The organism is Methanococcus vannielii SB (assembly GCF_000017165.1).
Classification (GTDB): domain Archaea; phylum AGJL01; class Methanococci; order Methanococcales; family Methanococcaceae; genus Methanococcus; species Methanococcus vannielii.
On the sequence record NC_009634.1, the window covers coordinates 1,694,810 to 1,720,048 of the forward strand.

28 protein-coding genes are annotated in these 25,239 nt (G+C 29.6%); 14 read left to right on the forward strand and 14 right to left on the reverse strand.

Annotated features, from left to right (window positions below; genetic code table 11):
• Nucleotides 1-99: 99 nt before the first annotated feature.
• From MEVAN_RS08605 to MEVAN_RS08810, 6 genes are all read right to left on the reverse strand, one after another.
• Nucleotides 100-369 carry a hypothetical protein gene (locus MEVAN_RS08605; protein WP_012066479.1) on the reverse strand — a complete coding sequence of 90 codons (270 nt, stop codon included), beginning with the start codon at nucleotides 367-369 and terminating at the stop codon, nucleotides 100-102.
• A 120-nt stretch (nucleotides 370-489) separates the two neighbouring features.
• Nucleotides 490-879 carry a hypothetical protein gene (locus tag MEVAN_RS08610; RefSeq protein WP_012066480.1) on the reverse strand — a complete coding sequence of 130 codons (390 nt, stop codon included), beginning with the start codon at nucleotides 877-879 and terminating at the stop codon, nucleotides 490-492.
• Between the two features lie 133 nt (nucleotides 880-1,012).
• A complete protein-coding gene (locus MEVAN_RS08615; RefSeq protein WP_012066481.1) occupies nucleotides 1,013-2,251 on the reverse strand; it encodes an ABC transporter permease in 1,239 nt (412 codons plus the stop codon).
• Nucleotides 2,252-2,263: 12 nt separating this feature from the next.
• The gene (locus MEVAN_RS08620) at nucleotides 2,264-3,553 is read right to left on the reverse strand and encodes a COG1361 S-layer family protein (RefSeq protein ID WP_012066482.1); all 1,290 of its coding nucleotides are present in this window, start codon (nucleotides 3,551-3,553) and stop codon (nucleotides 2,264-2,266) included.
• 4 nt (nucleotides 3,554-3,557) lie between these two features.
• Nucleotides 3,558-4,265: an ABC transporter ATP-binding protein gene (locus MEVAN_RS08625; RefSeq protein WP_012066483.1), complete on the reverse strand. Its 708-nt coding sequence runs from the start codon at nucleotides 4,263-4,265 to the stop codon at nucleotides 3,558-3,560.
• Nucleotides 4,266-4,466: 201 nt separating this feature from the next.
• Complete coding sequence (locus tag MEVAN_RS08810; protein ID WP_012066484.1) at nucleotides 4,467-4,934, reverse strand: hypothetical protein; 468 nt, start codon at nucleotides 4,932-4,934, stop codon at nucleotides 4,467-4,469.
• A gap of 603 nt (nucleotides 4,935-5,537) precedes the next feature.
• Between MEVAN_RS08810 and MEVAN_RS08635 the strand changes: the two genes are divergently transcribed.
• Together MEVAN_RS08635 and MEVAN_RS08640 are read left to right on the forward strand one after the other, a co-directional pair.
• Entirely contained in the window at nucleotides 5,538-6,266 is a 729-nt protein-coding gene (locus tag MEVAN_RS08635; RefSeq protein ID WP_012066485.1) for a hypothetical protein, read from the forward strand.
• Entirely contained in the window at nucleotides 6,250-6,897 is a 648-nt protein-coding gene (locus MEVAN_RS08640) for a MarR family transcriptional regulator (RefSeq protein WP_012066486.1), read from the forward strand. Before MEVAN_RS08635 ends, MEVAN_RS08640 begins: the two co-directional genes overlap by 17 nt.
• Before the next feature lie 32 nt (nucleotides 6,898-6,929).
• On the opposite strand, the gene MEVAN_RS08645 is transcribed toward MEVAN_RS08640, so the two are convergent.
• From MEVAN_RS08645 to MEVAN_RS08665, 5 genes are all read right to left on the reverse strand, one after another.
• A complete protein-coding gene (locus MEVAN_RS08645; protein WP_012066487.1) occupies nucleotides 6,930-7,151 on the reverse strand; it encodes a class III signal peptide-containing protein in 222 nt (73 codons plus the stop codon).
• A gap of 116 nt (nucleotides 7,152-7,267) precedes the next feature.
• Nucleotides 7,268-8,320, reverse strand: coding sequence for an ACR3 family arsenite efflux transporter (gene arsB, locus MEVAN_RS08650; protein ID WP_012066488.1), 1,053 nt, complete (start codon nucleotides 8,318-8,320; stop codon nucleotides 7,268-7,270).
• Between the two features lie 13 nt (nucleotides 8,321-8,333).
• The gene (locus MEVAN_RS08655; protein WP_012066489.1) at nucleotides 8,334-8,570 is read right to left on the reverse strand and encodes a thioredoxin family protein; all 237 of its coding nucleotides are present in this window, start codon (nucleotides 8,568-8,570) and stop codon (nucleotides 8,334-8,336) included.
• A 114-nt stretch (nucleotides 8,571-8,684) separates the two neighbouring features.
• Nucleotides 8,685-9,092, reverse strand: a complete 408-nt coding sequence (locus MEVAN_RS08660) for an arsenate reductase/protein-tyrosine-phosphatase family protein (protein WP_012066490.1) — start codon at nucleotides 9,090-9,092, stop codon at nucleotides 8,685-8,687.
• A 303-nt stretch (nucleotides 9,093-9,395) separates the two neighbouring features.
• Nucleotides 9,396-11,054 carry a SulP family inorganic anion transporter gene (locus MEVAN_RS08665; RefSeq protein WP_012066491.1) on the reverse strand — a complete coding sequence of 553 codons (1,659 nt, stop codon included), beginning with the start codon at nucleotides 11,052-11,054 and terminating at the stop codon, nucleotides 9,396-9,398.
• A 225-nt stretch (nucleotides 11,055-11,279) separates the two neighbouring features.
• Here MEVAN_RS08665 and MEVAN_RS08670 point away from each other — a divergent pair, with 225 nt between their 5' ends.
• A complete protein-coding gene (locus MEVAN_RS08670) occupies nucleotides 11,280-11,897 on the forward strand; it encodes a nucleotidyltransferase domain-containing protein (RefSeq protein ID WP_012066492.1) in 618 nt (205 codons plus the stop codon).
• Nucleotides 11,884-12,396: a HEPN domain-containing protein gene (locus tag MEVAN_RS08675; protein WP_012066493.1), complete on the forward strand. Its 513-nt coding sequence runs from the start codon at nucleotides 11,884-11,886 to the stop codon at nucleotides 12,394-12,396. Before MEVAN_RS08670 ends, MEVAN_RS08675 begins: the two co-directional genes overlap by 14 nt.
• Before the next feature lie 67 nt (nucleotides 12,397-12,463).
• Here the strand turns inward: MEVAN_RS08675 and MEVAN_RS08680 are convergent, their stop codons facing one another.
• From MEVAN_RS08680 to MEVAN_RS08690, 3 genes are all read right to left on the reverse strand, one after another.
• On the reverse strand, nucleotides 12,464-13,534 hold the full coding sequence (locus MEVAN_RS08680) for a mechanosensitive ion channel family protein (protein ID WP_012066494.1): 1,071 nt from the start codon (nucleotides 13,532-13,534) through the stop codon (nucleotides 12,464-12,466).
• Between the two features lie 2 nt (nucleotides 13,535-13,536).
• Nucleotides 13,537-14,175: a DUF432 domain-containing protein gene (locus tag MEVAN_RS08685; protein WP_012066495.1), complete on the reverse strand. Its 639-nt coding sequence runs from the start codon at nucleotides 14,173-14,175 to the stop codon at nucleotides 13,537-13,539.
• Between the two features lie 94 nt (nucleotides 14,176-14,269).
• Nucleotides 14,270-15,340 carry a DUF123 domain-containing protein gene (locus MEVAN_RS08690; protein ID WP_012066496.1) on the reverse strand — a complete coding sequence of 357 codons (1,071 nt, stop codon included), beginning with the start codon at nucleotides 15,338-15,340 and terminating at the stop codon, nucleotides 14,270-14,272.
• Nucleotides 15,341-15,504: 164 nt separating this feature from the next.
• Between MEVAN_RS08690 and MEVAN_RS08695 the strand changes: the two genes are divergently transcribed.
• The 10 genes from MEVAN_RS08695 (at nucleotide 15,505) to MEVAN_RS08740 (ending at nucleotide 25,161) form a co-directional block, all read left to right on the forward strand.
• Nucleotides 15,505-16,137, forward strand: a complete 633-nt coding sequence (locus MEVAN_RS08695; protein WP_012066497.1) for a hypothetical protein — start codon at nucleotides 15,505-15,507, stop codon at nucleotides 16,135-16,137.
• A gap of 199 nt (nucleotides 16,138-16,336) precedes the next feature.
• Entirely contained in the window at nucleotides 16,337-17,332 is a 996-nt protein-coding gene (locus MEVAN_RS08700; protein ID WP_012066498.1) for a 3-isopropylmalate dehydrogenase, read from the forward strand.
• Between the two features lie 155 nt (nucleotides 17,333-17,487).
• Nucleotides 17,488-18,222: a phosphoribosylaminoimidazolesuccinocarboxamide synthase gene (gene purC / locus MEVAN_RS08705; RefSeq protein ID WP_012066499.1), complete on the forward strand. Its 735-nt coding sequence runs from the start codon at nucleotides 17,488-17,490 to the stop codon at nucleotides 18,220-18,222.
• A 37-nt stretch (nucleotides 18,223-18,259) separates the two neighbouring features.
• Nucleotides 18,260-18,901 (forward strand): phosphoserine phosphatase SerB, encoded by a 642-nt coding sequence (serB, locus tag MEVAN_RS08710; RefSeq protein WP_012066500.1) that lies wholly within the window; start codon nucleotides 18,260-18,262, stop codon nucleotides 18,899-18,901.
• A 121-nt stretch (nucleotides 18,902-19,022) separates the two neighbouring features.
• Nucleotides 19,023-19,625 carry a DUF7121 family protein gene (locus tag MEVAN_RS08715; RefSeq protein ID WP_012066501.1) on the forward strand — a complete coding sequence of 201 codons (603 nt, stop codon included), beginning with the start codon at nucleotides 19,023-19,025 and terminating at the stop codon, nucleotides 19,623-19,625.
• 26 nt (nucleotides 19,626-19,651) lie between these two features.
• On the forward strand, nucleotides 19,652-20,167 hold the full coding sequence (locus MEVAN_RS08720; RefSeq protein ID WP_012066502.1) for a chorismate--pyruvate lyase family protein: 516 nt from the start codon (nucleotides 19,652-19,654) through the stop codon (nucleotides 20,165-20,167).
• An 11-nt stretch (nucleotides 20,168-20,178) separates the two neighbouring features.
• Nucleotides 20,179-21,192: an AmmeMemoRadiSam system radical SAM enzyme gene (amrS, locus tag MEVAN_RS08725; protein WP_012066503.1), complete on the forward strand. Its 1,014-nt coding sequence runs from the start codon at nucleotides 20,179-20,181 to the stop codon at nucleotides 21,190-21,192.
• 36 nt (nucleotides 21,193-21,228) lie between these two features.
• A complete protein-coding gene (locus MEVAN_RS08730) occupies nucleotides 21,229-23,079 on the forward strand; it encodes a molybdopterin biosynthesis protein (protein WP_012066504.1) in 1,851 nt (616 codons plus the stop codon).
• A gap of 93 nt (nucleotides 23,080-23,172) precedes the next feature.
• Complete coding sequence (locus tag MEVAN_RS08735) at nucleotides 23,173-23,784, forward strand: TIGR00296 family protein (protein ID WP_012066505.1); 612 nt, start codon at nucleotides 23,173-23,175, stop codon at nucleotides 23,782-23,784.
• A gap of 78 nt (nucleotides 23,785-23,862) precedes the next feature.
• A complete protein-coding gene (locus MEVAN_RS08740; protein ID WP_012066506.1) occupies nucleotides 23,863-25,161 on the forward strand; it encodes a DHH family phosphoesterase in 1,299 nt (432 codons plus the stop codon).
• Nucleotides 25,162-25,239 lie beyond the last annotated feature (78 nt).

The window sequence follows — 25,239 nt, forward strand, 5'->3', positions numbered from 1 at the left end:
AAAGCAGTCGGATACTTCAATTATATCGGATAAAATAACGTTTTAAAATTTTCAAAAAATAATAATTGACAAATTTAAATAATTATTAAAGTTTACCCATTATTTACCAAAATCTATATCTATGGCTTCAAAAGCTTTTTTAAGTGCTTCAAGCATTTTTTTAGCATTTTTTGGAGTTATTATTAAAGAACCCCTGTGAATTGAAGATTCAACCCTTTTTAACTTGTCCCCTTCTTTTTCAATAAAGTGGCCGTCTTCAAAAATATCCATTTTAAATGCACAGTCAAATTCCCTTGTAACCATTATGTCGACCACAAATACTTCAAAAAAATTGTCAGATTTTGCAATTGGAAGTGTCCTATTTTCCATTTTAATGCCCCCTCAGAATATTGGCTAAAAAATTAAACGTATCTTAAACATATAATTTATTCTAATATACTATATATATGGATAGACTTTTATAAATTCCTAAAGTTATTATGCCAATTTTTAAAGCTTTAGTCTAAGCAGTAATCCCATTGAAATACTCATTATTGGAATTATCAAATATCTAAGGCCGATTTGTGAGGCGTAGTCAAAGTAGGTCATTCCAGAAAGTGGCATAAGTATTAAAATATCCAATAAAATGTTTATAAATAGCCATGAAAATCCGATAATAATTCCTTCTATAAAATAATCTTTTTTAATATCTTTAAAGTACAAAATAAGCAAACTAACGCCTATAATTCCGGAAAATACTATCATAATAGATTTAAATAAGAATATATCTATTAAAAGAATTCCTTCTTTTGAATAAAACGCAAAAGATAAAATAAACGGAAATAACCACGTTATAAGTCCGAAAAATATATTTTTCAAGTATTTTTTAATAACTACCACCCTAATCTTTTTAAAATATAAATTAATATTGGTGGCAGGATATAATTACAACTTTGTAATTATAAATGATATTTATAAATTTTCTGATTTAAATCTTTAAAGACAAAAAACTTGTAAAAATAAAAAAAGAAAATTAATCACTTTTTAAGGCATCAACAGGCTTTAATTTTGAAGCATTGTATGCAGGAATAATTCCTGCAATAATTCCTGCAATAAGTGAACATCCTATTGCAATTACAACGGATTTAGTACTTAATACAAAGTGATAAGAACTACCCATACTTTGGGCAATAAATAAGACGATTAATTGAGAAATTATGGTTCCAAGGATTAACCCTAAAAACCCCCCAACGAGCCCTATTATTGCAGAGTTAAATACAAATAGTAATAATATATCCTTATTTCTCGCACCAATTGATTTCATAATTCCGATTTCACGGGTTTTTTCAAGAACGGTTGTAAACATTGTATTTGAAATACCCGTAATTCCAACAACTAACGAAATTCCGGCTATAAATGAAAGAAATGTGGTAAGCATTGAAATTATTTCTTCAGGGCCAGAAAACGACATCGGGGTTCTTAAATTAAAATCGATAGTGTCCTTATTGACTTGCCTTGACATCATCAATTTTTTTTCAATAGTATTAAGTGATTCAGTCTGATTTACCCCTTCTTTTAAAGTAAATACGATAGAATCGTAAACTCCACTCTTTTTTTCGCTAATTGAATACGTGGCATCTTTATCGCTTTCCAATGTGTAAACGGCTTCATAGGGCATATATATTATATTTGAGTTAGCTCCCCCCATACGTCCAAAACCCTGAGTTTCATCTTCTTTTAGGATTCCAACGACTTTAAACTGCTTATTTCCAATAATAACCATCTGATTTATTCCAATTTCACGATTAAATGCGTTTTTAGCAGTATAATAGGATATAACAACTGAATTTCTGTCACCCGACTGTAAAAGCCTACCTGATGATAGTTCTTCTTCAGACATTACTGGCCAGACATTTTGGTCTACTCCAATAATGTTTGCAGTTTCATGCCCTCCTGCAAATCGTATTTCATTTCTCGTAGATACTCGTATATCAACGTATTCAATATCCGATATTCCTTTAAGAATAATTACATCTCTTTTTGTTAATTCGGACGTTTTATCTTTATTATTTTGTGAAGCTGTGAGAGTAATTTCTTTACTTACCATACCATCTAACTTTGAACTCACAGATTCTGATAAAAAGTCTCCAGCACTGATTATTGCAATTACCGATGCAATTCCTATTACTATGCCTAAAATGGTAATCCAGCTACGTAATTTACTTGATTTTACCATTTTAGCTGCCAGTTTAAATAATTTTAAGGGTTTCATCAATGTCCACCCTTATCTATTTTTAATTATTTCTTTTTTTTTAGAAATTAAGTAAAATCTTCCAAGTACTACTGAGACTATAATGGAAATTATTACGACCACATATGAAATTAATTTGTATACTGAGTCTTTAATACCTTGTAACGGAGTAGTTCTCCCTTTATTCCTTACATTATCTTCAATATTTTTTGTATTATCTGATTCAAAAAAAGAATTCAAATAAATGCTAACTTCTTTTTGAACAATAATTCTGTTTCCCTCAAAATCCGTGTATGTAATATCAACTAAAAGTGGTAATTCAGTATTTTGGATTTTAACTAATTCGAAATTTGAAAAGGTATAATCCCCATTGTCTAAGTTTCCAATTATCGAACTACTCGACCCAGTAACTGTCCAACCATCCTGTTTTGGAATAGATGCAATTACGGAACTTGCACTACTTTTTCCAATATTCATTACAGTAAATGAGTATTCACTACCGCTTTTTCCATAATATGCTACGTCAAAATCCGTTCTACCTAATATGGATACCCCTGCAATATGGGTTTCAACCGAGTTACTATTTTTTAATGAATCATCGTATTTTAAATTTATTGAAAGTTCATAAACCCCCGGATTTACGTTAGTACTTGCAAGTACATTATATGTTAAATTTTGACTTTCAGAAACGCCGATGTAAGAAATGGTTTTAATGTTTCCTGAACCCAATGGAAGAAGTGCATTATTTTCGCTAGTCCAAGAGAATTCAAGATTTTTTATTGGCGCAGATCCCGTATTTTTTACTGTGAAAGTAACTTCTGTTTTTTCACCCGGAATTATTTCGTCAATATTTATTCTTACTTCAGCACTCTCTTTGGTTCCAACTGTTATAGTTATTTCTTTAGTATATCCCAAAGAGCTATCCTCTCCTTTTTTATACAATCTAACGTTAATCGGGTAATCTCCGGCGATAGCGTCTTCACTAACTCTTAATCGGAATTTTGCAATTATAGCATCATTTCCGTCTTCGTAACCATTTATAATTCCTATATTTTGAGTTTTAGACTCCCCTTCAACTAGTTTAAACGGGTATGTTGGATCTATTTCAATTATAAATTCTCCTTCTCCTTTTCCACCATTATTTTCAACCCTAACTCTTAAATCAAAGGTTTCACCTGAAATTGCAGGATCTGGGTCTTGATTTACTTTATTTATATTTAATATCACGTAATCATTCACGTCTCCGTAAAAAGTGTATGTAAAATTTCCGGTAATAGAAAATAACAGTATTAAAATCACTGATCCAGTTTTAAAGTAGTTCATATCATCACTCGTAAATTTTATTTTGGTTTAAATTATTGGTTATTTTAACAATTTCCCCATCTTTTAATTCAACTATTGTTTTTGCATACTTTGAAAGATTTGGGTCGTGTGTAATCATGATAATTGTTTTTCCCGTCTCCCAAAGCTTTAAAAATAATTTCATAATTTCGTTTCCGGTTGCACTATCAAGAGCCCCAGTAGGTTCGTCTGCTAAAATTATTTCTGGATCACATGCCAAAGCCCTTGCAATTGATACCCGTTGTTGTTGACCTCCTGAAAGTTGGGATGGCTTATTATTCATTTTATCTTCAAGGCCAACATCTTTTAGCGCTTTTTTTGCAGCACGTTCGGCAGTATAATCATTAATTTCCTGTAATTCAAGTGGCAAAATCACGTTTTCAAATGCAGTCATGTTTGGAATCAAATTATACTGTTGAAAAACAAAACCAATCGTCTTTCCACGAAGGTTTGATAATTCAGATTCAGTCATTTTTGAAATATCTTTTGACTTTAAGTAAATTTCACCTTTTGTAGGTTCATCAAGGCATCCTATCATGTTCATCATCGTGGATTTTCCAGAGCCCGATGATCCAACAATTGCAATAAAATCGCCTTTATTTATTTCAAGGGAAACTCCTTTTAGGGCCTGAACCTCAACTTCGCCCATCTGGTAGGTCTTCCAAACATTATTCAATGTTATAATTTTATACATAATTTCACTTTAAAATATTTTTTAAGTTATTATTCCATTTAGACTTTTTTTTGAAATTTATTGCAAAAAATAGTTCCAAATACGATTAAATGCATTAAAAATATGGGGATATAAATTTAATTAGTATATCACCCTTTTTTAAAACTAATGAGTATTGAGTTATTGGTAAAGATTTCAAATGTTTTCATAGGGAAACAATTATTAATTATTTTTTCCATTGGAAAGCTGCCGCTTATTCATTTTAGGAACTTTATCCCTTATTTCTTCAAGTTTTTCGGGATTATTAATTAAGTCCTGAATCAATTGGATTTTTTCTTCAATTCTCCCATTAGTCTGCTCTTTTTCACAATTTTTGTACTTTTCTTCGAGGACTAAAAGTTCACTTTTAAGTGCGTCTTGAATTTCTTCATAAGTCATATTTTCAAAATTTATAAAATGAAACTTTTTAAAGTTCAAAGTTTTGTTGTATTCTTCTTTATTTTCGTTCTTAACCTTTTCAAAGGTAAGGTTTTTGAATTCTTGACTTTCTTTATAAGTCATATTTTCAAAGTTTAAATGACCATATTTACCTTTAAATTCCCTATTTTCAGCATTCTGCATTGCAGGGTATGCAAAAACTACGGAAATTAGTGCAAGTGATATAATGGCCCCTAACACTATCTTTTTCATATTATCGCTCCAATTTTTCCCTTTATCTTCTTAGCTTTTTTTACACGTTTTAGTCAAATGGGTATAATTTGGGTATGGATTTTATTTTGGCATGTTTGTAAGTTTAGTTGGAAATTATTGGAATCTATAATTTCCCAATAAGTTATTTCCAATTAATACAAGCTAATTTTTTAAGGGAGATTATATTTTGAAAGCAGTGATTTCAAACTGCTTCATGTATCCATTAACGGAACGTAATAAGTAAGTATTTCAAAACAGTTATCAAAAGATATGGAACAGTATTTTGAGGAATGATTACAAGGATAATCATATAACTGATATCTAAAACTTGTTAAATTATTTAAAAAAATAGTTTAAACCTTTTTTAAATTAAAAAAACTGTTTTTAAATCTTTTTGAAAATAAATTAAGGTTTTATTTTAAAAATTCAGGATAAGAAATCTATTTTTTTAAGTATTCAAATCTTATTTTTTTAAGTTTGTATATATGTAGCATAAAAACAATATAAAAAATTTTAATCCGTTCCATTATATGGAACAATGGTTTCACGTTATTTTGATATACTCTTTAATCAATTATTTAATAAAAAAAACTGGTAGACATAATGAAAAAAATATTAAGTATATTTATAATACTTTTAAGCTTAGGGGTCATAATCGGGTTAATGGTGCCATTTAACATGTTTTATGGTGAAAAAGATGTATTTATAATAACTAATTTTGAAGAAATACCTAAATTTAATCCTTATGGGGATAACCCGTTATCTGAAAAACAGAAAATGGCAATTGAAATTGCTATTTCAAATGAAAATGTTTCAAAATATTTAAATGAATATAAACTTCTTCCTGGAACTTTACTAATTAAAGAAGATTTTGAAAAGTATGGCCCAGATTACAAGGGAATTTTACTTTTAAAAAATAAGGAAATAGTTTATGTTTTAGTTGATACAACATATAGTAATGTAGTTGATATAAAAAAGTATAGTTTAGATGAATTTATGGCTAAAACAGCTGTTATCGAACAAAATGGGGGATATTTAGAAATTAAGGTTACCGGATTTACTGAAGATGAATTAAACTCTGTTGAAGAAGTGCTTCAAAACGATCCGAGGACGAAAGGTCTTTTGAAAGGTAAGAATTATACGTTAGTTATTCAGGATATTGTATATATAAATGATCAAAAGCTTCAAAATGTATCTCAGGCAATGGTAATTTTAGATATTGAAAACGGCCAAAGGTATGTAGTATTGATAGACCTTACAGAAAAAAAAGTGTTCAGAATTGGAAAACCAATGAATCGTAAGTTTGGGAATAATCATGAGTCCAAAAGTTAAAATTTTTTTATATATGCTAATATTTATAGTTTCAGTTGTAGTATTAACGTCAAAATTCTTGTATCCTCCAAATATACAGGTAATAGTTCAAGCTGATACCACTTATATTCAAGAAGTTCCAAATGTATACACAATCTATGATTGCATCATCATGGTTTTATCATCATTTTTATTAGCAATAAGTACCACGCTAATTTATTTTACATTAAAAGAGTTAGAGACGCCCGAATCCAAAAATACCGGAAATATTACTTTAAACGATTTATCTGAATTAAATGAACATATTGGAAATATAATTTCTTTAAAAGTGGAAAGCGAAATTAAGAAAGGAACTGAAAACATTGAAAATTTAAATATGGAAGAACCATCTAAAAAAGCGATAAATAATGATAAAAAAGAGTTAGAAGACGCTGAAAAAATTCAAAAGTTGGTAAATATATTAAAAGGAAATGAAAAAACAATTATAACTGTTTTAATGAATCATGGTGAAATGACACAAAGGGAGCTTTTTGAACGGACTAAAATTCCAAAATCAACACTTTCAAGAACATTATCTGATTTAGAACTTAGGGGCATAATTTTACGATATGATCACGGCATAAGTAAAAAAGTAAAATTAAACAAGCTATAATTTTTTAAATATCGTTAACTTAAATTATTTTATTAACTTACATTAATCTTAGATATTTTTTCACAAGTTTCTGATGAAAGGTTAAGTAATGAGTTACTAGTCTGGTTTGCGGTTTTTCCAGCCCCTGTATCGGAATATTTTGAATTTAATACATAAAAATAACTTGCAACTACAGAAACTACTACTGCACCTGCAACTAAAATTCCAATTTCCATTGAAACCTGCCCTGTTTTAGAAGATATTTTTTTAAACATAATTTCCCCGACATAAAAAACAATTATTAAACTTTCAAAACATGTTTAATAATATCTTCTAAATCCTATATATATTGTAATATAAACGTTAATAACAATAAATTTAAAAAGAGTTTTTAAACTATTTTAAACCGTCTTTTAGTTAGATTTGCAAGTTTTACAAGACTTAACATTATTGGAACTTCGACTAATACTCCAACCGTAGTTGCAAGAGCGGCTCCACTTTCAATTCCAAAAAGCGAGATTGCAACTGCAACCGCAAGTTCGAAGAAATTACTTGCGCCAATAAATGATGCTGGGGCACAAACATTATGTGGAAGTTTCCACTTAAATCCCCACATATATGATATTCCAAATATAAAATACGTCTGTATAATTAATGGAATTGCAATTAATAAAATATACAAAGGATTATTTAAAATTAAATCCCCCTGAAATGAGAATAATAGAATTAAAGTCAATAGTAACCCAAAAACTGAAATATTATTTAATTTTGGAATAAATCTTTTTTCAAACCATTCTATCCCCTTATTTTTTAAAAAGTATATTCTTGAGGAGTATCCAAAAACTAAAGGTATTACAACATACAAAATTACGGAAATAAATAACGTGTCATAGGGAACTGGAATATTACTTAAACCCATTAAAAGTCCAACAATTGGTGCAAAAGCTATTAAAATAATTAAATTATTTGTTGAAACTTGTAGTAATGTATAAAGAGGATCTCCTTTTGAAAGGTGAGACCAAACAAATACCATTGCAGTACAAGGTGCTGCTCCAAGAAGTATTGCGCCTGCAACATATTCTTTTGCAAGTTCTAGCGGTAATAATTCAAGATATCCTGAAAATAATGTTACAAGGAAAAAGTATGCAATTAAAAACATACTAAATGGTTTTATTAGCCAGTTTATTATCCAAGTGATTGAAAGACCTTTAAATAAGTGAGATTTACCTAAATTTTTAACTGCAGAAAAGTCTATTTTAACCATCATTGGGTATATCATAAACCATATTAATACTGCAATAGGAATATTAACTCCCGATAATGTAATATTTGATAGGTACATTGGTAAATCCGGTAAAAATTTTCCAAGCAGTATTCCAAAAATAATACATAAAAATACCCAAAATGAAAGATACTTTTCAAAAAAACCGATATTTTTTGCCATTTTTCATCCACCATTAATATAGTTTAGATAATTCTTCTTTGATTTCTTCAACACCGGGGACTTTTCCTTCAAATATTACTCCCTCGTTAACCGCAATTCCGGGAGTTATCATTACATATTCTGAAATTTCGGCAATATCTGTAACTTTTACAATTTCAGCATTAATTTTAAGTTCATCAACCGCTTTTTTTACATTTTTGTAAACTTCAGTACATTTTTTACATCCTGTTCCAAATATTTTTATGTCCATAGTTTTACTCCTTATTTTTTATAATCTATAATATTTTATTATTGTTATTTTTCTAGCTAAACACATTTTTTATTATTTATACTTCTTTTTCTAGCTAAACACATTTTTTATTATTTATACTTCTAATTTTAAAAGTTCTTCAACTTTTATTTTTATTTCATCCCTAATTTTTCGATAGACTTCAATTTCTTTTCCTGAAGGATCTTCAATATTCCATAAAATATGTTTTTTTGCATTAACGATTGGACAAGAATCAATACAGCCAAGGGTAACTAAAATATCGATATTTTCAATTTTTTTAAGAAGTTCCAAAATAGTTTCCGGCTTTTTTTTAATCGTTAACCCTAATTCTTCCATAACAGTTACTACTTTTTCGTCAAACTGTTCTGTTTTTTCAAGACCTGCACTGTATGCATTTAATCCTAAACTTTTAGCAAAAGATTCAGCCATAACGCTTCTCCTTTTATTATGGATGCAAACAAAAGCTATTTTCTCACTTTTCAATTTTAATGGAATATCCAAGTTTTCACCAAAAAGGTTAATTAATAACTATCAATATATTTTAAACTATATTTATAGTTTTCGATATATCAATATATATTGGTATATATTGATTTATTTTTAAAATATTTAAATATTCAAATATTTTTAAGTATGGTATAAATAAAATAAATTTAAAATAAGTTTTAAAAATAAATTTAAAATAAGTTTTAAAAATAAATTTAAAATAAGTTTTAAAAATAAATTTAAAATAAGTTTTAAAAATAAATTTAAAATTGAAGTTATTTTTATATTTTAAATTTATTTTTTATTACCTATATTTTTTTATTTTGGACATGCATTTAGTTCAGGATGCCTTTTTTTCACGACTTTCTTTGCAAATTCTAGTGCAGTATCGATATTCTCACAAAAATGCTCTTTACCAATTTTTTCAGTTAGTCCACATTTTTCAAACTTGTGAGTTAGTATTTCATTAGCTCCAGAAATAATTAGTTCGATATTTTGTTTTTTACAGGATTCAACAAATTCTTCAAAGTTTTTTATTCCCGTAGCATCAATTATTGGAACGTGCCTCATACGCAGTATTATTGCAGTAGGTTTTCTTTTTGTAACGACATCAAGGGTACTCTTAAATTTATCGGCAATTCCAAAGAAAAATGGCCCATTTACTTCATAAACTTCTATACATGGCGGCACATCTTTTAGTGTAATTGAATGAGGGTCTTCTTCAGGTGAAAGTTTGCTGACCTTTGAAATCTCGCTAACTTCAATTAGCCTTTGTATAAATACTAATACTGCAAGTACCATTCCAGCTTGGATTGCAACGTTTAAATTTATGAACACCGTTAAAAGAAACGTTACTAGTAAAACCAAACTGTCTCTTTTTGGCGCAGTAAATAATATTGATTTAAAATGCTTTATCTCTGACATGTTCCATGCAACAATTACTAAAATTGCAGAAAGTGTTGCAAGAGGTATTTTAATAATTAAAGGTGCTAAAATAAGCATGAATACAAATAACATTACTGCATGGGTTATTCCAGAAATTCTTGAAGTTGCTCCTGCTTTGATGTTTGTTGCAGTACGTGCAAGGGCGCCTGTTGCAGGAATTCCTCCAAAGATTACTGAAAAAATGTTTGCAAATCCCTGCCCTATAAGTTCTTTGTTTGACTTGTGTTTATCTCCAGTCATGCCATCAGCTACAACAGCACAGAGTAATGACTCTATTGCACCTAAAAACGCAATAGATAAGGCACTTGGAAACAAATGTTCTATTTTTTCAAGCGTTATTTCTGGAATCATTGGCATCGGAATTACGTTTGGGATCTGGCCGAATTTTGATTCTATTGTTTCAACAGGTAAATTAAATATATTTACTAGTAAAATACTCGCTATTATTGCAATAATTGGCCCAGGAATATTTTTAACAATTTTTTTTGAATGAATTATTAAAACTACTGAAATTAATGATAGTATCAGTGCATAAGGATTTATTGATGAAATGTGTGAAATATATAAAAACCATTGATCAATGAATTTTGCAGGAACGCTTTCTAAACTCAGCCCAAAGAAGTCTTTTATCTGCGAAGAAAATATAATTACTGCAATTCCCGATGTAAATCCCATTGTAACCGGATATGGTATATATTTAATAATACTTCCAAGTTTTAGTATCCCCATTAATATTAAAAGTAGCCCTGCAATTATTGTTGCAATTACGAGTCCTTCATAGCCGTGAGTTACGACAATGCTATATAATATAACTACAAAAGCTCCAGTTGGCCCACCTATTTGGTATTTGCTCCCTCCAAATAGTGAAATAAGTAGCCCTGCAATTATTGCAGTAAAAAGACCTTTTTCAGGTGAAACGCCTGATGCTATTGCAAAAGCCATTGCAAGGGGCAGTGCGACAATTGCAACAGTAGTTCCTGCAAACAAATCTGCTCGAATATTTTCAAATTTTATGTTTTGATTTAGTTTCATATGGCTTTATCCCTCGTTTAATACGCTTATAGCTGTTATATGTGATTTTTTTGGATTATTAAGAGTATCATACTTAGTATTTAAAGTTATTTACAGACTATAAACGAGGTAAAAATGGCCATATAATCAATTAGCTATTAGTAATAAACAATTAATGCCAAAAATTGGTATGAATCTGCCAAAAATTGGTAAGATATAAATACGATAAAACATAACTTAGAGAATATGAACTCAATTGATAAAATTTACCGAGCATACTATACATCAAAGAAAAATCCACTATATTTTAGCGAATTAAAAGAATTAACTGGACTTTCGAATAGTTCGCTTCAAAATAGCTTAAAAAAACTTGAATCTGAAAAACAAGTAAAAAAGATTAAGGAAAAGTCAAATACCTTTTATCTACTTAAAAATTCAAAAAAAACAGTATTTAAATTTTCAGAAATTGATGTGGAACGTTTCCAAAAATTAAACAGGAATGTAAGGGCACCAATACAAGAACTAATTGAAAATTCGCCAAAACAGCTTTCTTTTATATTATTATTTGGTTCTGCTTCAAGAAAGAAAGAAACTGAAGATAGTGATATTGATTTAATGGTAGTAACTTATTCATTTTCAGATTTAGAACTTAAAAATAAGTATAAAGAAGAATTAGATGCTTTTTTTGAGATGGCAAAATCAAAAGCGGAAGTTATATCGTTATACCCAATCAATATAGTATTGGTTGAATTAGATTTTTTCATGAAGTCAAAAGATCACCTCGTAAATCAGGCTAAATTAACAGGTTTTCCAGTTTTTGGACATCAAAATTATCACGAGGCAGTTTTAAATGTTAAACGTTGAAGAATATTTTAAAAATAAGTCAAAACTCGAAAGAAATTATGAATTCCACATTTCAAAAAAGACTCTATCCTATGAATCCCATGCAAAGTCCCTAGTTAATGCCCACGTAGATAAAGCAAAGCACAATCTTTCATTTGTAAACAATAATTTAAAATATCCAGAATATAACGATTGGAGCGTTGTTGGGCTTTATTATGCAGCATATCATGCAGCACTATCCCTTCTTGCAAAAAAGAATTTTATCTCAAAAAGCCATAATGCAACAGTTGTTTTTTTAATAAGGCACTATACGAAAGAATTTAGCGAAAAAGATATTCAATTAATTGATGAACTCTTAATTACTAAAAAAGATTTGGCTTTTTACACGGCACTGCGTTCAGAACGACAAAATGCAAGCTATTCAACAGATATAATGTTTGGCCAAAATAAAGTTAGGGAACTTTTAAAAAAGACAGTAGAGTTTGTAAATAAGGTTGATGACATACTTGAAGAAATTTAGCTTCACTTATGTTTTTAGTTTAATTTAAAAATAGTTATATTTTAAAATAATTATGAGATTTTAATAATTATTTATCCTTTTTTTCATCATTTAATTTGATATTTAGGTCATTTGGGAACCAAATTGTTCGCTGTGGGAATGGAATTTCAATTTTTTCGTTATCAAGGGCTTTTTTAATATTTCTTATCATTTCTTTTCTAATATCTAGCCATTTTTCCGTTGGCGCCCATGCTCTAACTGTAATATCTACACTACTATCTCCTAAATTATTTGCAAAAACTACGGGTTCTGGTTCAACAAGTACATAAGTCATTTCTCGAAGTACTTTTACTATAATTTCAACTGCACGGTCTATATCTTCTTTATATGCAATTCCAATTGTGACTTCTGCACGTCTTGCGGGATACTTTTTGTTATTAATTATCTCTGAATTAAAAACTTTTTCGTTAGGAATTCTAACTAATACTCCATCCCAAGTTCTTATTCTAGTCGACATCATTTTAATGTCATTTACCATTCCAGATTTATTTCCAATTTCAACTGAATCACCAATTTTCAACGGTTTGTCAAAATAAAGAAATATTCCGGATATAAAGTTTGAAACAACCGTTTGTGATGCAAAACCTAATATTATACCCGTAATTCCCCCTGCAACTAGTAATGTACCTAAACGGTCAGTTAATCCCAATATTTGAAAGCTAATTCCAAAAGCAATAATCATTACAAGGTAATTAAATAATGATGCTTTTAACCGGTATTCTACAAATTTTCCTTCCTGGGCCCCCTTTACAAGTAAATATCGTTTGGAACGGTTAGATATTCGGTATGAAAAATAAATAATTAAAAAGGAGTAAATCAAAGATTTTAAGTCAAAACCAAAGACTTCATATGAAAATAACCCTTCTAGGACGTTTAATGCAAAAATTACGAATATTGCAAGAATAAATATTGAAACTAATCCTGCAGTATCTTCATTTAATATCCAAGGGTGTTTGGTATTTTCTGAAAGTACTTTCAGCTGTTTTTCAATAAAATGGGATAGTAAAAGCCCTAAAGCTATAATACTTACTAATTTTATAATTGACATATGGGGTAATCCATAAAATGAACCATCTAGACTAAAAAATAATTCAAACATTTTTAGATTCTCCTTAAAAAACCGCTTACTGGAGTAACGTTTTTAGTCCCATTCAATCCTGATTTCGGGGATTTTATAGTATTTATCATCTCAACGTTTCCATTTTTTGCCATATTTACCACGGTAGGATAATATGCTTTATTTTCGGAATAAAACATTATCGTATCCCATATTGGAAAAACCAATTTTTCAAAAGTTTTCCATTCATTTGAACCGTTACTAAGTATGAATTTAACATTACAGTATGATTCAGGTTCTTCAGTATATACTGGGCTTTTATGATACCTTGAAATATCTCCAACATCGACTGTACCATATAAACAGTATTTTTCCTTTCCAACTTTAAAATGGTCAAGATGGCTTGTACCTATAGTTACTTCTACTTCAAAGGGAGCTTCACAGTACCCCTTAAAACTGTCTTTTGGAGGTACTACAACGGGCTCTTCAAAAAATATTGACATATAATGAACTCCATATCCGGTAGCCGGACTTGGAATTATTTTTAAAGAATAAGAAGATTTTTTAATAAGACACGAATACTTTCCACGTTTATATCTGATTAAATTATTATACTCTTCAATTTCAATTTCAAAATCAAATACTTTGAATTTTTCAGGCATTAGCGGTTTATATCCAAACATGAACAAATATTCTATTTTTCAAAGATTTATACTTTTTGTAAAATACTTTTTGCAAACTAAAAAAAGCAATATTTTAAAAATTTTATTTTTAAATTTATGGTTTTAAAAAGTAAAGGTGGCTTTTACATTTGCAATCGCTACATCCAAAGCCAAAAATTCCCTTTAGAATAGCTTCAAAATCTTTTGAAACACTGCACTCAAAACTGCCATCTGTAACATATATTTCCTTAATGTTTCCAAATTCCAGTAAATAATCTATATGCCACCGTTTCTTTTTTTCATCCGATAAGTGGCGGTTTATCCGGTTATAAAGATTTAATGAATTGCCCATTGCAGAACCGATATAAAAATAATCTCCTTTTTCAAATTGAATTTCTTTTTTCCCAACTAAAATATTCTTTGAATTATTTATCTTTATTCTTAACACGTAAGTTCCACGTTCTCTTGGAATTTTTGTTTTTGAAACCTTTTTAAAATTATATTTTTCATAAATCTTTAAAATTTCTAAAATCGAACTATAATAAGGGCATATTTTTTTAATCTCGGGAAAACAAGAACTGCATTTTGGAACAAAACCACATATATCTTGCCCGAAAATTACTAAACTGTTATTTATTTGTTTCCAGTATTTTTTTGGAAGCTTTTTTCTTAGGGCCATTTCTGTTTCATTAGGGTTTTTCGTATCTACGTAATTTAAACGATTTGTAATTCTATGAACGTGCGTATCAACACATATTGCATCTTCACTAAATGCAAGAGTCATTACTAGGTTTGCAGTTTTTCTACCGACTCCTGGAAGTTTTACAAGTTCATCGATTGAATTTGGGATTTTTGAATTGTACTTTTCAACCAAGATTTTTCCAAGTTCTTTTAAGTTTTTAGATTTTGTTTTATAAAAGCCAGCCGGATAAACAAGCTTTTCTAACTCGTTAATTGGAATATTTAAAAGGTCTTCTGGATTTTGTATTACTCTAAAAAGATTTTTTGAGACTTTTGCAGTAGTTTCATCTTTTGTTCTTGCGCTTAAACTTGTGGAAACTAAAATTTTAAATGCCCGTTCTTCAAAAGTTGAATTTTTAGAAATTTGATCTACAACTGCATCTTTTTTTAATTTTTCGCTTAAAATATCTAAAAATCCATCAAAATTACTTTCAATCGGGTCCATTTTTATCTCCAAAAAGATTTTTTATACTACTTAAAATAAAAATTATAATGTGTAAAATTAATCACGTATCTTATTTATCCATTTTATATTTATTTATCGATATTTAATGATTTATACTAATATATACTAATATATACCCATGTTTAATTATAAAGGGGTTTTTTATGCACAAATTAATTGTTAAGGAACTTCAAAGTCACTTGCCCTATACCATTTTTGGCGGGATTTTAGGAGTTATATTTTTAAGTATTTTTTATGGGGTATCTTCTGATTTATCCTATTTTTTATTTTACAAACTACATTCTCTACACGTTTTTTTAAGCGCATTTGTGACAACATCAGTTTATAAGCTTAAAAAAACAAACGTATCAGGGTTAAAAGATATTTTGCTTTTATTTTTTATCGGGTATATCGGTTCAATAGGAATTGCAACACTTAGTGACTCCTTAATTCCTTATTTTGGGGAAATATTGTTGGATTTACCAAACAGGGGTCCCCATATCGGTTTTATTGAAGAATGGTACATAATAAACCCCCTTGCATTTCTTGGAATAATTATTGCTTATTTTAGACCGTTAACAAAACTTCCACACTCATTTCATGTATTATTAAGTACTTCTGCATCCCTTTTTCATATAATAATATCATTAAATAGCAGTTTATCTATTTTTACATATTTAATAATTTTATTTTTCTTAATTATTGCTGTATGGATACCCTGCTGTACTAGCGATATAATATTTCCAATGATTTTTGTAAATGATAAAAATGCCTTAAATACTATAAAAAACTTATAATTTTGGGATTATTTATTAGTTAATATATTTATATATAATTATATTAATATATTCTTTATTTTCTATTTTTTCTTTATTTTTTTAGTTTTAAGTTCATGCTTAGAGTTACATTCATATTATATACTATAATTTAGTATGAATTATTGAATTGCATTTTAATTGGGGCACATGGATATAAAACCCAAATTATGGTGAAACCGTGTATAAAATCTGCGTAATAGAAGGAGACGGGATCGGGAAAGAAGTAATTCCTGCAGCAATAACCGTTCTTAAAGCAACAGGTTTGGAATTTGATTTTAACTATGCCGAAGCTGGGGACGAAGTTTTTGAAAAGACTGGAGTGGCACTTCCGGAAAAAACCATTGAAGCAGCAAAAAATGCTGATGCAGTACTTTTTGGTGCAGCCGGTGAAACTGCAGCTGACGTTATCGTAAAATTAAGAAAAATATTGGATACTTATGCAAATGTAAGGCCAGTAAAATCTTATAATGGCATAAACTGTTTAAAAACCGGAATTGATTATGTAATTGTAAGGGAAAATACTGAAGGGCTGTATGCTGGAATTGAAGCAGAAATTGCTGATGGAATTACTACTGCTACTAGGGTTATTACAAGGAGCGCTTCTGAAAAAATTTTTAAATTTGCATTTGAAATGGCAAAAAATAGAAAAGAAGAGGGTAAATCTGGAAAGGTAACCTGTGCACATAAAGCAAATGTTTTAAAAATAACTGATGGCCTTTTCAAAAGAACATTTTACGACGTTTCAAAAGGATATAACTTACCCGCTGAAGACTTTTATGTTGATGCAATGAATATGTATATTATTTCAAGGCCTGAAACTTTTGACGTAGTTGTTACTTCAAACCTTTTTGGAGATATTCTTTCAGACGGTGCAGCAGGAATGGTTGGGGGACTTGGAATGGCCCCATCTGGAAATGTAGGGGATAAATACGGATTATTTGAACCAATTCACGGTTCAGCTCCAGATATTGCGGGAAAACAGATTGCAAATCCTACTGCAACTATTTTAGCCGCTGTTATGATGCTTAGGTTTTTAAATGAAAATAAAATTGCAGAAATGGTTGAAAAAGCACTTGAAGAAGTACTTGAGCTTAAACTTACAACTCCAGATTTGGGTGGAACCCTTTCAACCAGTCAGATGGCAGAAGAAGTATCAAAAAGACTTAAAAATTAATAAACTATTTAACTTTAGATTTTAATTATTTTACTGCCCTCAACACTTTAACTTTTATATTTAAATTTTATGCTTTAGAAAACTTAATAAACTAACTGTGTTATTATTAATTTAGAAAAACCAATTAGTTTTGAGTAAAAAATGGGTGAGCAATTATGGACTACGATATCTTGAAAATCATGGAAAAAGCCCCACTTTATTCTGGAAAAGCTAAATCCGTTTACGAAATTGAAGGAACGGATGAAGTTTTAGTGGAATTTAGGGACGATATTACCGCAGGAAATGGTTTAAAACATGATGTAAAGTCCGGTAAAGGTTACTTAAACACAATAATTTCTGTAGAGTTATTTAAATTACTCGAAGAAAATGGTGTTCAAACACACTTTATCAAGTATGTGGAACCAAGCCACATGATTTCAAAAAAAGTCGATATTATCCCCCTTGAAGTAATCGTTAGAAACGTTGCTGCTGGAAGTTTGTGTAAAAAATACCCATTTGAATCCGGTAAAGACTTAGAAACGCCGATTTTACAGTTTGACTATAAAAATGATGATTACGGCGACCCTATGTTAAATAATGAGATTGCAATTGCTTTAAACCTTGCAACTGAAGAAGAATTGGCAGAAATTAAAAAACTTGCTTTAGAAGTAAATACGGTTCTTAAAAATTATTTTGATACAATCGGGATAATTTTGGTTGATTTTAAAATTGAAGTTGGAAAAACTTCTGATGGAAAAATAATAGTTGCAGATGAAATCAGTCCTGATACCATGAGGCTGTGGGATAAAGAAACTAAAGACGTGCTTGATAAAGACGTATTTAGAAAAGATCTTGGAGATGTCTTAGAAAAATATAGAATCGTTGCTAAAAAAATTGGATGCTTAAAATAATTAATTTTTATTTTTTCTTTTACCAACTGGTGTAATTATGGTGGCTAAACCTGTTAAAAAACTTATTTTGTTTGATTTAGATAGTACCCTTATAGACTGCGAAGTTATTGATGAAATTGCAAAACTTGCAGGAGTGGAAGGGGAAGTTAAAAAAATAACAAATGATGCAATGAAGGGCAACCTTAAATTTGAAGATTCTTTAAAACAGCGTGTTATATTTTTAAAGGGCCTTGAATCCGAAAAAATTGACTTTTTTGTTCAAAAAATTCCAATAATGAATGGAGCAAAAGAACTTATTTTAGAACTTAAGAAAATTGGTTATGTTACTGGAGTTGTAAGTGGGGGATTTACTTTTGCAGCCAATGAGGTTAAAAAAATACTTTCACTTGACTATGCTTATTCAAACACTCTTTTGTCAAATGACGGTAGGCTTACAGGTGAAGTAATTGGCCCAGTTATGGGTGAATCTGCAAAAGGCGATATTTTAGAAGAAATTGCAAAAAAAGAGAATATTTCCCTTGAAAATACGGTGGTAGTTGGGGATGGTGCAAATGACATTAGCATGTTTGAAAAAGCAGGATTTAGAATTGCTTTTTGTGCCAAGGAAATTTTAAAGTCAAAAGCTGACGTATGCATAGATAAAAAAGACTTAAGAGAAATATTGGACTATTTAAAATAATTTAATCGCTTTTTTTACACGTAATTTATTTTTTGACACTTTTTTCAGATATTAAATAAAAATATTTATATATCTTACAATAAAAATTTATTAATGTTAAATAGGGGGTTTGGTGTTAAAAATGGATTACAATACGATAAAAATTAAACTTGACCAAATAAATAATCAGATAAAAGAGCTCTATGAAAAATCTAAGGAATTAAAAGATATTAGAGATACTGCAAATGATGATGTTAAAAAATATAAGGATTTAAGGGAAGATATAAATAACCATGTAAAAGAGCAGATTGAAGAAATACGTGTTTTAAAGCAGAAACGGGCAGAAATGCTAAATGAATTTAAATCCATGAAGATTAGCAAAAATTATCTTTCACAAAAAATTGAACAGCTTGAAAATACGCTTCAAACAAAGCCGATGTCACTTGACCAAGAAAAAGAGATTATAAAAGATATTGAGTCTTATCAAAAACTTTATGAAAAGGCAAAAGAGCTCGAAGAGTTAAACGAAACTATAAAAACAAAGTCTGATGGCATATCTCTTCTTGTAAATCAATCTTCAGATGAGCATAGAAAGGTGCTTGAGAATGCAAAAATAAGTGCTGAAACTCACCAAGACCTTTTAAAAACCTATGCAAAAATAAACGAGTTAAAGTCAAAGGCTTCAGAAATGTATGATGAATTAAAGGAGCAGAAGATAAAAGAAATGGCAGAAGAAGAATTTTAATCTTTTTAAATAATTCACGTGAAATTATGAATTATGTTAATGTACAACCTTACAAATTAATAGGGAACCTTTCAGTAATACATGGTTTAAAAAACGAAGAAAAAATTCTTCTTGGAACTGACGGAAGTATAACAAACCTTTTAGAAATAATTTTTGGACAAGAGGTGATGGTAAGAACAATTTATCAGGAAATAGTGGATAATATAAATTATAGATCTGTAGTATTATATGTAAACGAGATTCCATTAATATATGCTACATCTAAAACTCCTTTAGAAAATATAGGCGAACGTAAAATTCGTGAAACGATAAAAAAAGACCTTTTATCAGCAGATATACCAATTGGTAAAATTTTAAGAAACCATAACCTCGAAACTAGGCGAGAAATTATAGATATCAGTGTTAAAGAAGCTTCAAAAGAGGCTAAAAACTTACTAGTGCCTAAGAGAAAATACGTTCCCCAAAGAACGTACAATATAATTTATAACCAAAAAGTATTGATGGAGATAACTGAAGTATTTAACTTGAGCGATTACCTCTAGTAAGTGATTTTATGTTAAAAGAAGCACTTTTTTACGAGTTTCTTGAAAATTCTTCTAGCGTCAAATGCAATTTATGCTATAAACACTGTAAAATATCTATTGGAAAACGGGGAATATGTGGCGGTAGAAAAAACATTTCAGGTAAACTTTATTCTATAAACTATGGAAAGTTATGTGCAACTGCAATTGACCAAATTGAAAAAAAGCCATTATTTAATTATCGGCCAAAAACAAGTGTTTTTTCAATTGCAAGTGCAGGGTGTAACTTTAAGTGTATGCACTGCCAAAACTGGGAAATAAGTCAGGCATTGCCAGAAGAAATTCCATTTACTGAGTTGACTCCCAAAGAGGTTTTAAATCTTGCTAAAAATTACCATTGCGAGGGAATTGCTTATACGTACACGGAACCAACAATATTTTATGAGTTTATGAAGGATACAATAGATGCTTCAAAAAACATGAATTTATTTAATGTAATGATTACAAATGGATATATTGAAAAAGAACCATTAAAAAAGCTTGGAATAGATGCTATGAATATAGATATTAAGGGAAATAGTGAATTTTATAAAAAAGTATGCTTTGGGGAACTTGAACCGGTTTTAGAAACGTGTGTTTTAGCAAAAAAGCTTGGAATTCATGTCGAAATAACTAACCTCATAGTTCCAAAATATAATGACAATCAAAAAGATATCGAGTTTATTGTAAATTTTGTAAAAGATGAACTTGGAATAGATACTCCACTTCACTTTACTGCATTTTATCCAACTTACAAATTAACTAATATTGAAAAAACAAGTATTAATACCCTTAAAAAAGCAAGGGATATCGGGGTAAATGCAGGATTACACTACGTATATGTTGGCAACGTTCCTTATGGTACTGGATATAATACTTACTGCCCAAACTGTGGGGAAACATTAATAGAACGGTTTAGTTATCAACGACCAAATATTAATTTAAATACGGATTCAAAAGTTCCTAACTGCCCAAAATGCGGTGAAAAAGTAAATATTACTATTTAAACTTTTTTAATTTTAAATATATTTTTGGTGATTTTTTTGAGGTACTTGGAATTATGTACGATTGAATATGCAAAAAATATAATCAATAGTTTTCTTGAAAAAACAGGTATCGAAGAGGTAACACTTTTAGAACTTTCAGGAAGGATTCTTGCAGAAGATATAGTTTCAGATATTGATGTTCCCCCATTTGACCGCTCAAGAATGGATGGTTATGCATTAAAAGCAAAAAATACGTTTGATGCAGATGAAAATAGTCCTGTTGAACTGAAAATTATTGATTCAGTAAGGGCGGGAAATAATTCAAACTTTGAAATAAATGATTTTGAGTGTATAGAAATTGCAACTGGGGCCCCAATGCCTAAAGGGGCAGATGCAGTTTTAATGGTTGAATATACTGAAAATTTAGGTAATTTTGTAAAAATTTACGATGCAGTTTCCCCTCATGAAAATATCCAATATTGTGGAAACGACATAATGGCGGGGGAGCTTATATTACGTAAAAATACAAAGATTTCGCCAAGGGATATCGGTGCAATTTCGGCAATTGGTAAAAATAAGGTAAAAGTATACAAAAAATTAAATATTGGACTTATTTCAACAGGAAATGAGTTAATAAATCCAGATGAAAAATTAAGTCATTATAAAATTTACGATGTAAATACGTATACAATAGCGTCTTCAATAGTTGAAAAAGGTTGGAACTTTAATTTTTATGGGATTGTTAGGGATAATAAGGAAGAATTAGTCAATAAACTAAAGCAAGCAATTACTTGCGATGTGGTACTTTTAAGTGGTGGAACGTCTGCGGGAGTTGGCGATTTGACTAGCACTGCAATAGAAGAACTAGGTGGCGAAATTTTAGCTCATGGTATTAAAATTAAACCTGGAAAACCAACTATTATCGGAAAAATTGGTGAAAAATTAATTGTTGGCCTTCCAGGATATCCAACATCATGTCTTACAATATTCGATGTACTTTTTAATGAAAAGGGAAAGACACTACGAGCACACGTTCATAATAGATATATCTCTGCAAAAGGTAGGGAAGAATATCTTCCGGTTTCAATAATCAAAGGAAAAGATGGGTACGGAGCATATCCTGTCCTTAAGGGAAGCGAAGCAATAACTTCGTTAACGTATGCTGATGGATATATCGTTATTCCCGAACATACTGAAATTATAGAAAATGAATCTTTTGATGTTCACATGTTTTCAGATGTAAAAGTTGGTTTAAACATTATAGGTAGCCACTGTATTGGAATTGACTCAATACTTAAAGCTGGACAGATTTTTGCAAGAACTGTAAATACCGGTTCTATCGGAGGAATAATGTCAATAATGCGAAAAGAAGCAGACATTTCTGGAATTCATCTGCTTGATACGAGTGGTGAATATAACGTACCTTATTTAAAAAAGTACGGTGTAAAGGATGCAGTTTTAGTAAACGGGTACCTAAGGGAACAGGGATTTTTAATTAAACCCGAACTTTGTATATCGTCATTAGATGAAGTTGTAAAAAAATTACCCGATTATAAAATATTAAATAGAAATAAAGGTTCAGGCACAAGAATTCTTTTTGATAAGTTTTTAAAAGATAATGCTATTGATAAAAAATTGTTAAATGGCTATGAATTAGAAGCAAAAACACACTCTGCAGTTGGTGCAGCTGTTCTTATGGGTAAAGTTGAGATTGGGTTAGGTATAAAAACCGTTGCGGATTATTATGGCCTTACTTTTATTCCAATTGCTGATGAAAATTATGACTTTTTAATCTCGAAAGAAAAATTAAATGACCCAGAAGTATTAAAGTTTTTAGAAGTATTAAAAACGGAAAAACTTCCATTTAAAAAATCGAAAGACACTGGAAAAATAATATATGAATGTTAAATATTTTACATTTTAGATATATTTAAAAATCAGTAGTTTGATATTTAACATATATATTTGATTTTCGAGATTTAACGTTAGGAGGGGTTTTAATTGAAATTAAATCTTGAAGAAGGTGCAATACTTGTTAAATATGCCCGTGAAGTATTGGTTCATTATTTGAAGGGTGAAGAGATAAAATTTGTTGGATACCCTGAAAAATTTAATAATGTAAGGGGAATTTTTGTATCGATTCATACATATCCGGGCCATGATTTAAGAGGATGTATTGGTATTCCTGAACCAATAATGCCCCTTATTGATGCACTAAAAGAAGCATCAATTAGTGCGGCAGAACATGACCCTAGATTTCAGCCAGTTAAATCAAAAGAATTATCTGAAATAATATTTGAAATTAGTGTTTTGACGATGCCTGAAGAAATCAACGTTGAAAATCCTATGGATTATCTTCAAAGGCTTGAAATTGGGCGAGATGGATTAATAATTGAATTTGGCCCTTACAGGGGATTACTTCTTCCCCAAGTTGCTACGGAATATAACTGGGATAAAAAGCAATTTTTGTCAAATCTCTGTTTAAAAGCAGGACTTCCAAAAACAGCATGGCTTGAATATAGTGTAAGATTACAATCATTTCAAGCACAAATTTTTGAAGAACTAAGTCCAAATGGCCCAATTATTGAAAAAACGACATATACGGGTTGTTAATCCAAACTAGATATTTACATTCATTTAATGTATTTTTTATAGGTAATGACTATTTTTATAAAAAATTTAAGTGATTTTATGGAAATGCTACATTTAAACGACGTTTCAAAATTTAATGAACTTACTGCACAAATAAAAGATAAAATTGAAAAAAAAGAAGGATTAATCCGAATTATTACTCATCATGATACAGATGGACTAACAGCAGGTTTTATTATTTTAAAAACTCTTTATAGACTAAATAAAACATTTCAGATGACAATTTTAGAACAACTGACAAAAGAAAATTTAGAAAAACTTTCGCTAGAAAATAAGGATAATTTATATATATTTTGTGATATGGGGAGTGGTCAGTCAGATATTATAGAAAATTTAGGTTTTGATGCAATTATTCTTGACCACCACCCCCCAACTAATTTTGAGGCAAAATTTGGAAAGATATTGCAATTAAATGCACATATTATCGGTTCTAATGGCTCAAAAGAAATTTCTGCGAGTGGGATTTGCTATCTTGTTGCAAGAACGTTTGGATATTATGATTTAGCACCTATTGCAATTATTGGTGCAATTGGGGATATGCAACATAAACCATTTCTTGGATTGAACAAATATATATTAAACGAAGCAAGAAAAAACAGGTATTTAAGTGTTATTAAAGATTCAGTATACAACTGTTATAATTTACCTATTTCAAAGGCTATTTATTACTCAACACAGCCTTATATTCGAGAATTAAATACTCTTGATGCAATTAATTTATTATTGGATAAAATAGAAATTAATTCGAAAAAAAATGGGACTACTGTAGAAGAATCTGAAAAAATGTTTAGTGAACTTCAAAATTATGTTAAAATTGAAGAATTATGTATTGATAAGTATAATATAAATCATAATCTAAAAGACGGATTTTACATTTCGGAAGTTTTAAATTCTTGTGGAAGGATGGAATTAACATCTACTGCAATAGGTATACTTTTAGGGGATGAAGAATGCATAAAGCAGGGTGAAAATGCATATATTACGTATAAGGAAGAACTCGTATTGGAACTTCAAAAAATAAAGATATTAACGTTAGAAAATATTGAATATTTTATTGGTGACAAGGGAAAAACCGGAATAATGGCATCTTTAATGGTAAAAAATAAGCCAGTATTTGGATTTAGTGAAAATGGTGAATACTATAAAGTATCTTCGAGGGGAAACAGTGAACTTGTCAGATGCGGGCTTAATCTTTCAGAAGTAATGAAAATTTCAAAAAAATACGGGGGTGATGGCGGGGGACATGATATCGCATCTGGAGGCATAATTCAAAAAGCATATTTAACTGAATTTTTAAATGAAGTTGATAAACTTGTAACGGATCAACTGAAAAAATAACTTATAAAACTCTAAAAAATTATTGTTACATACCTAAAAACAATACATATTACAACACGTTTTCATATTATGCAAATC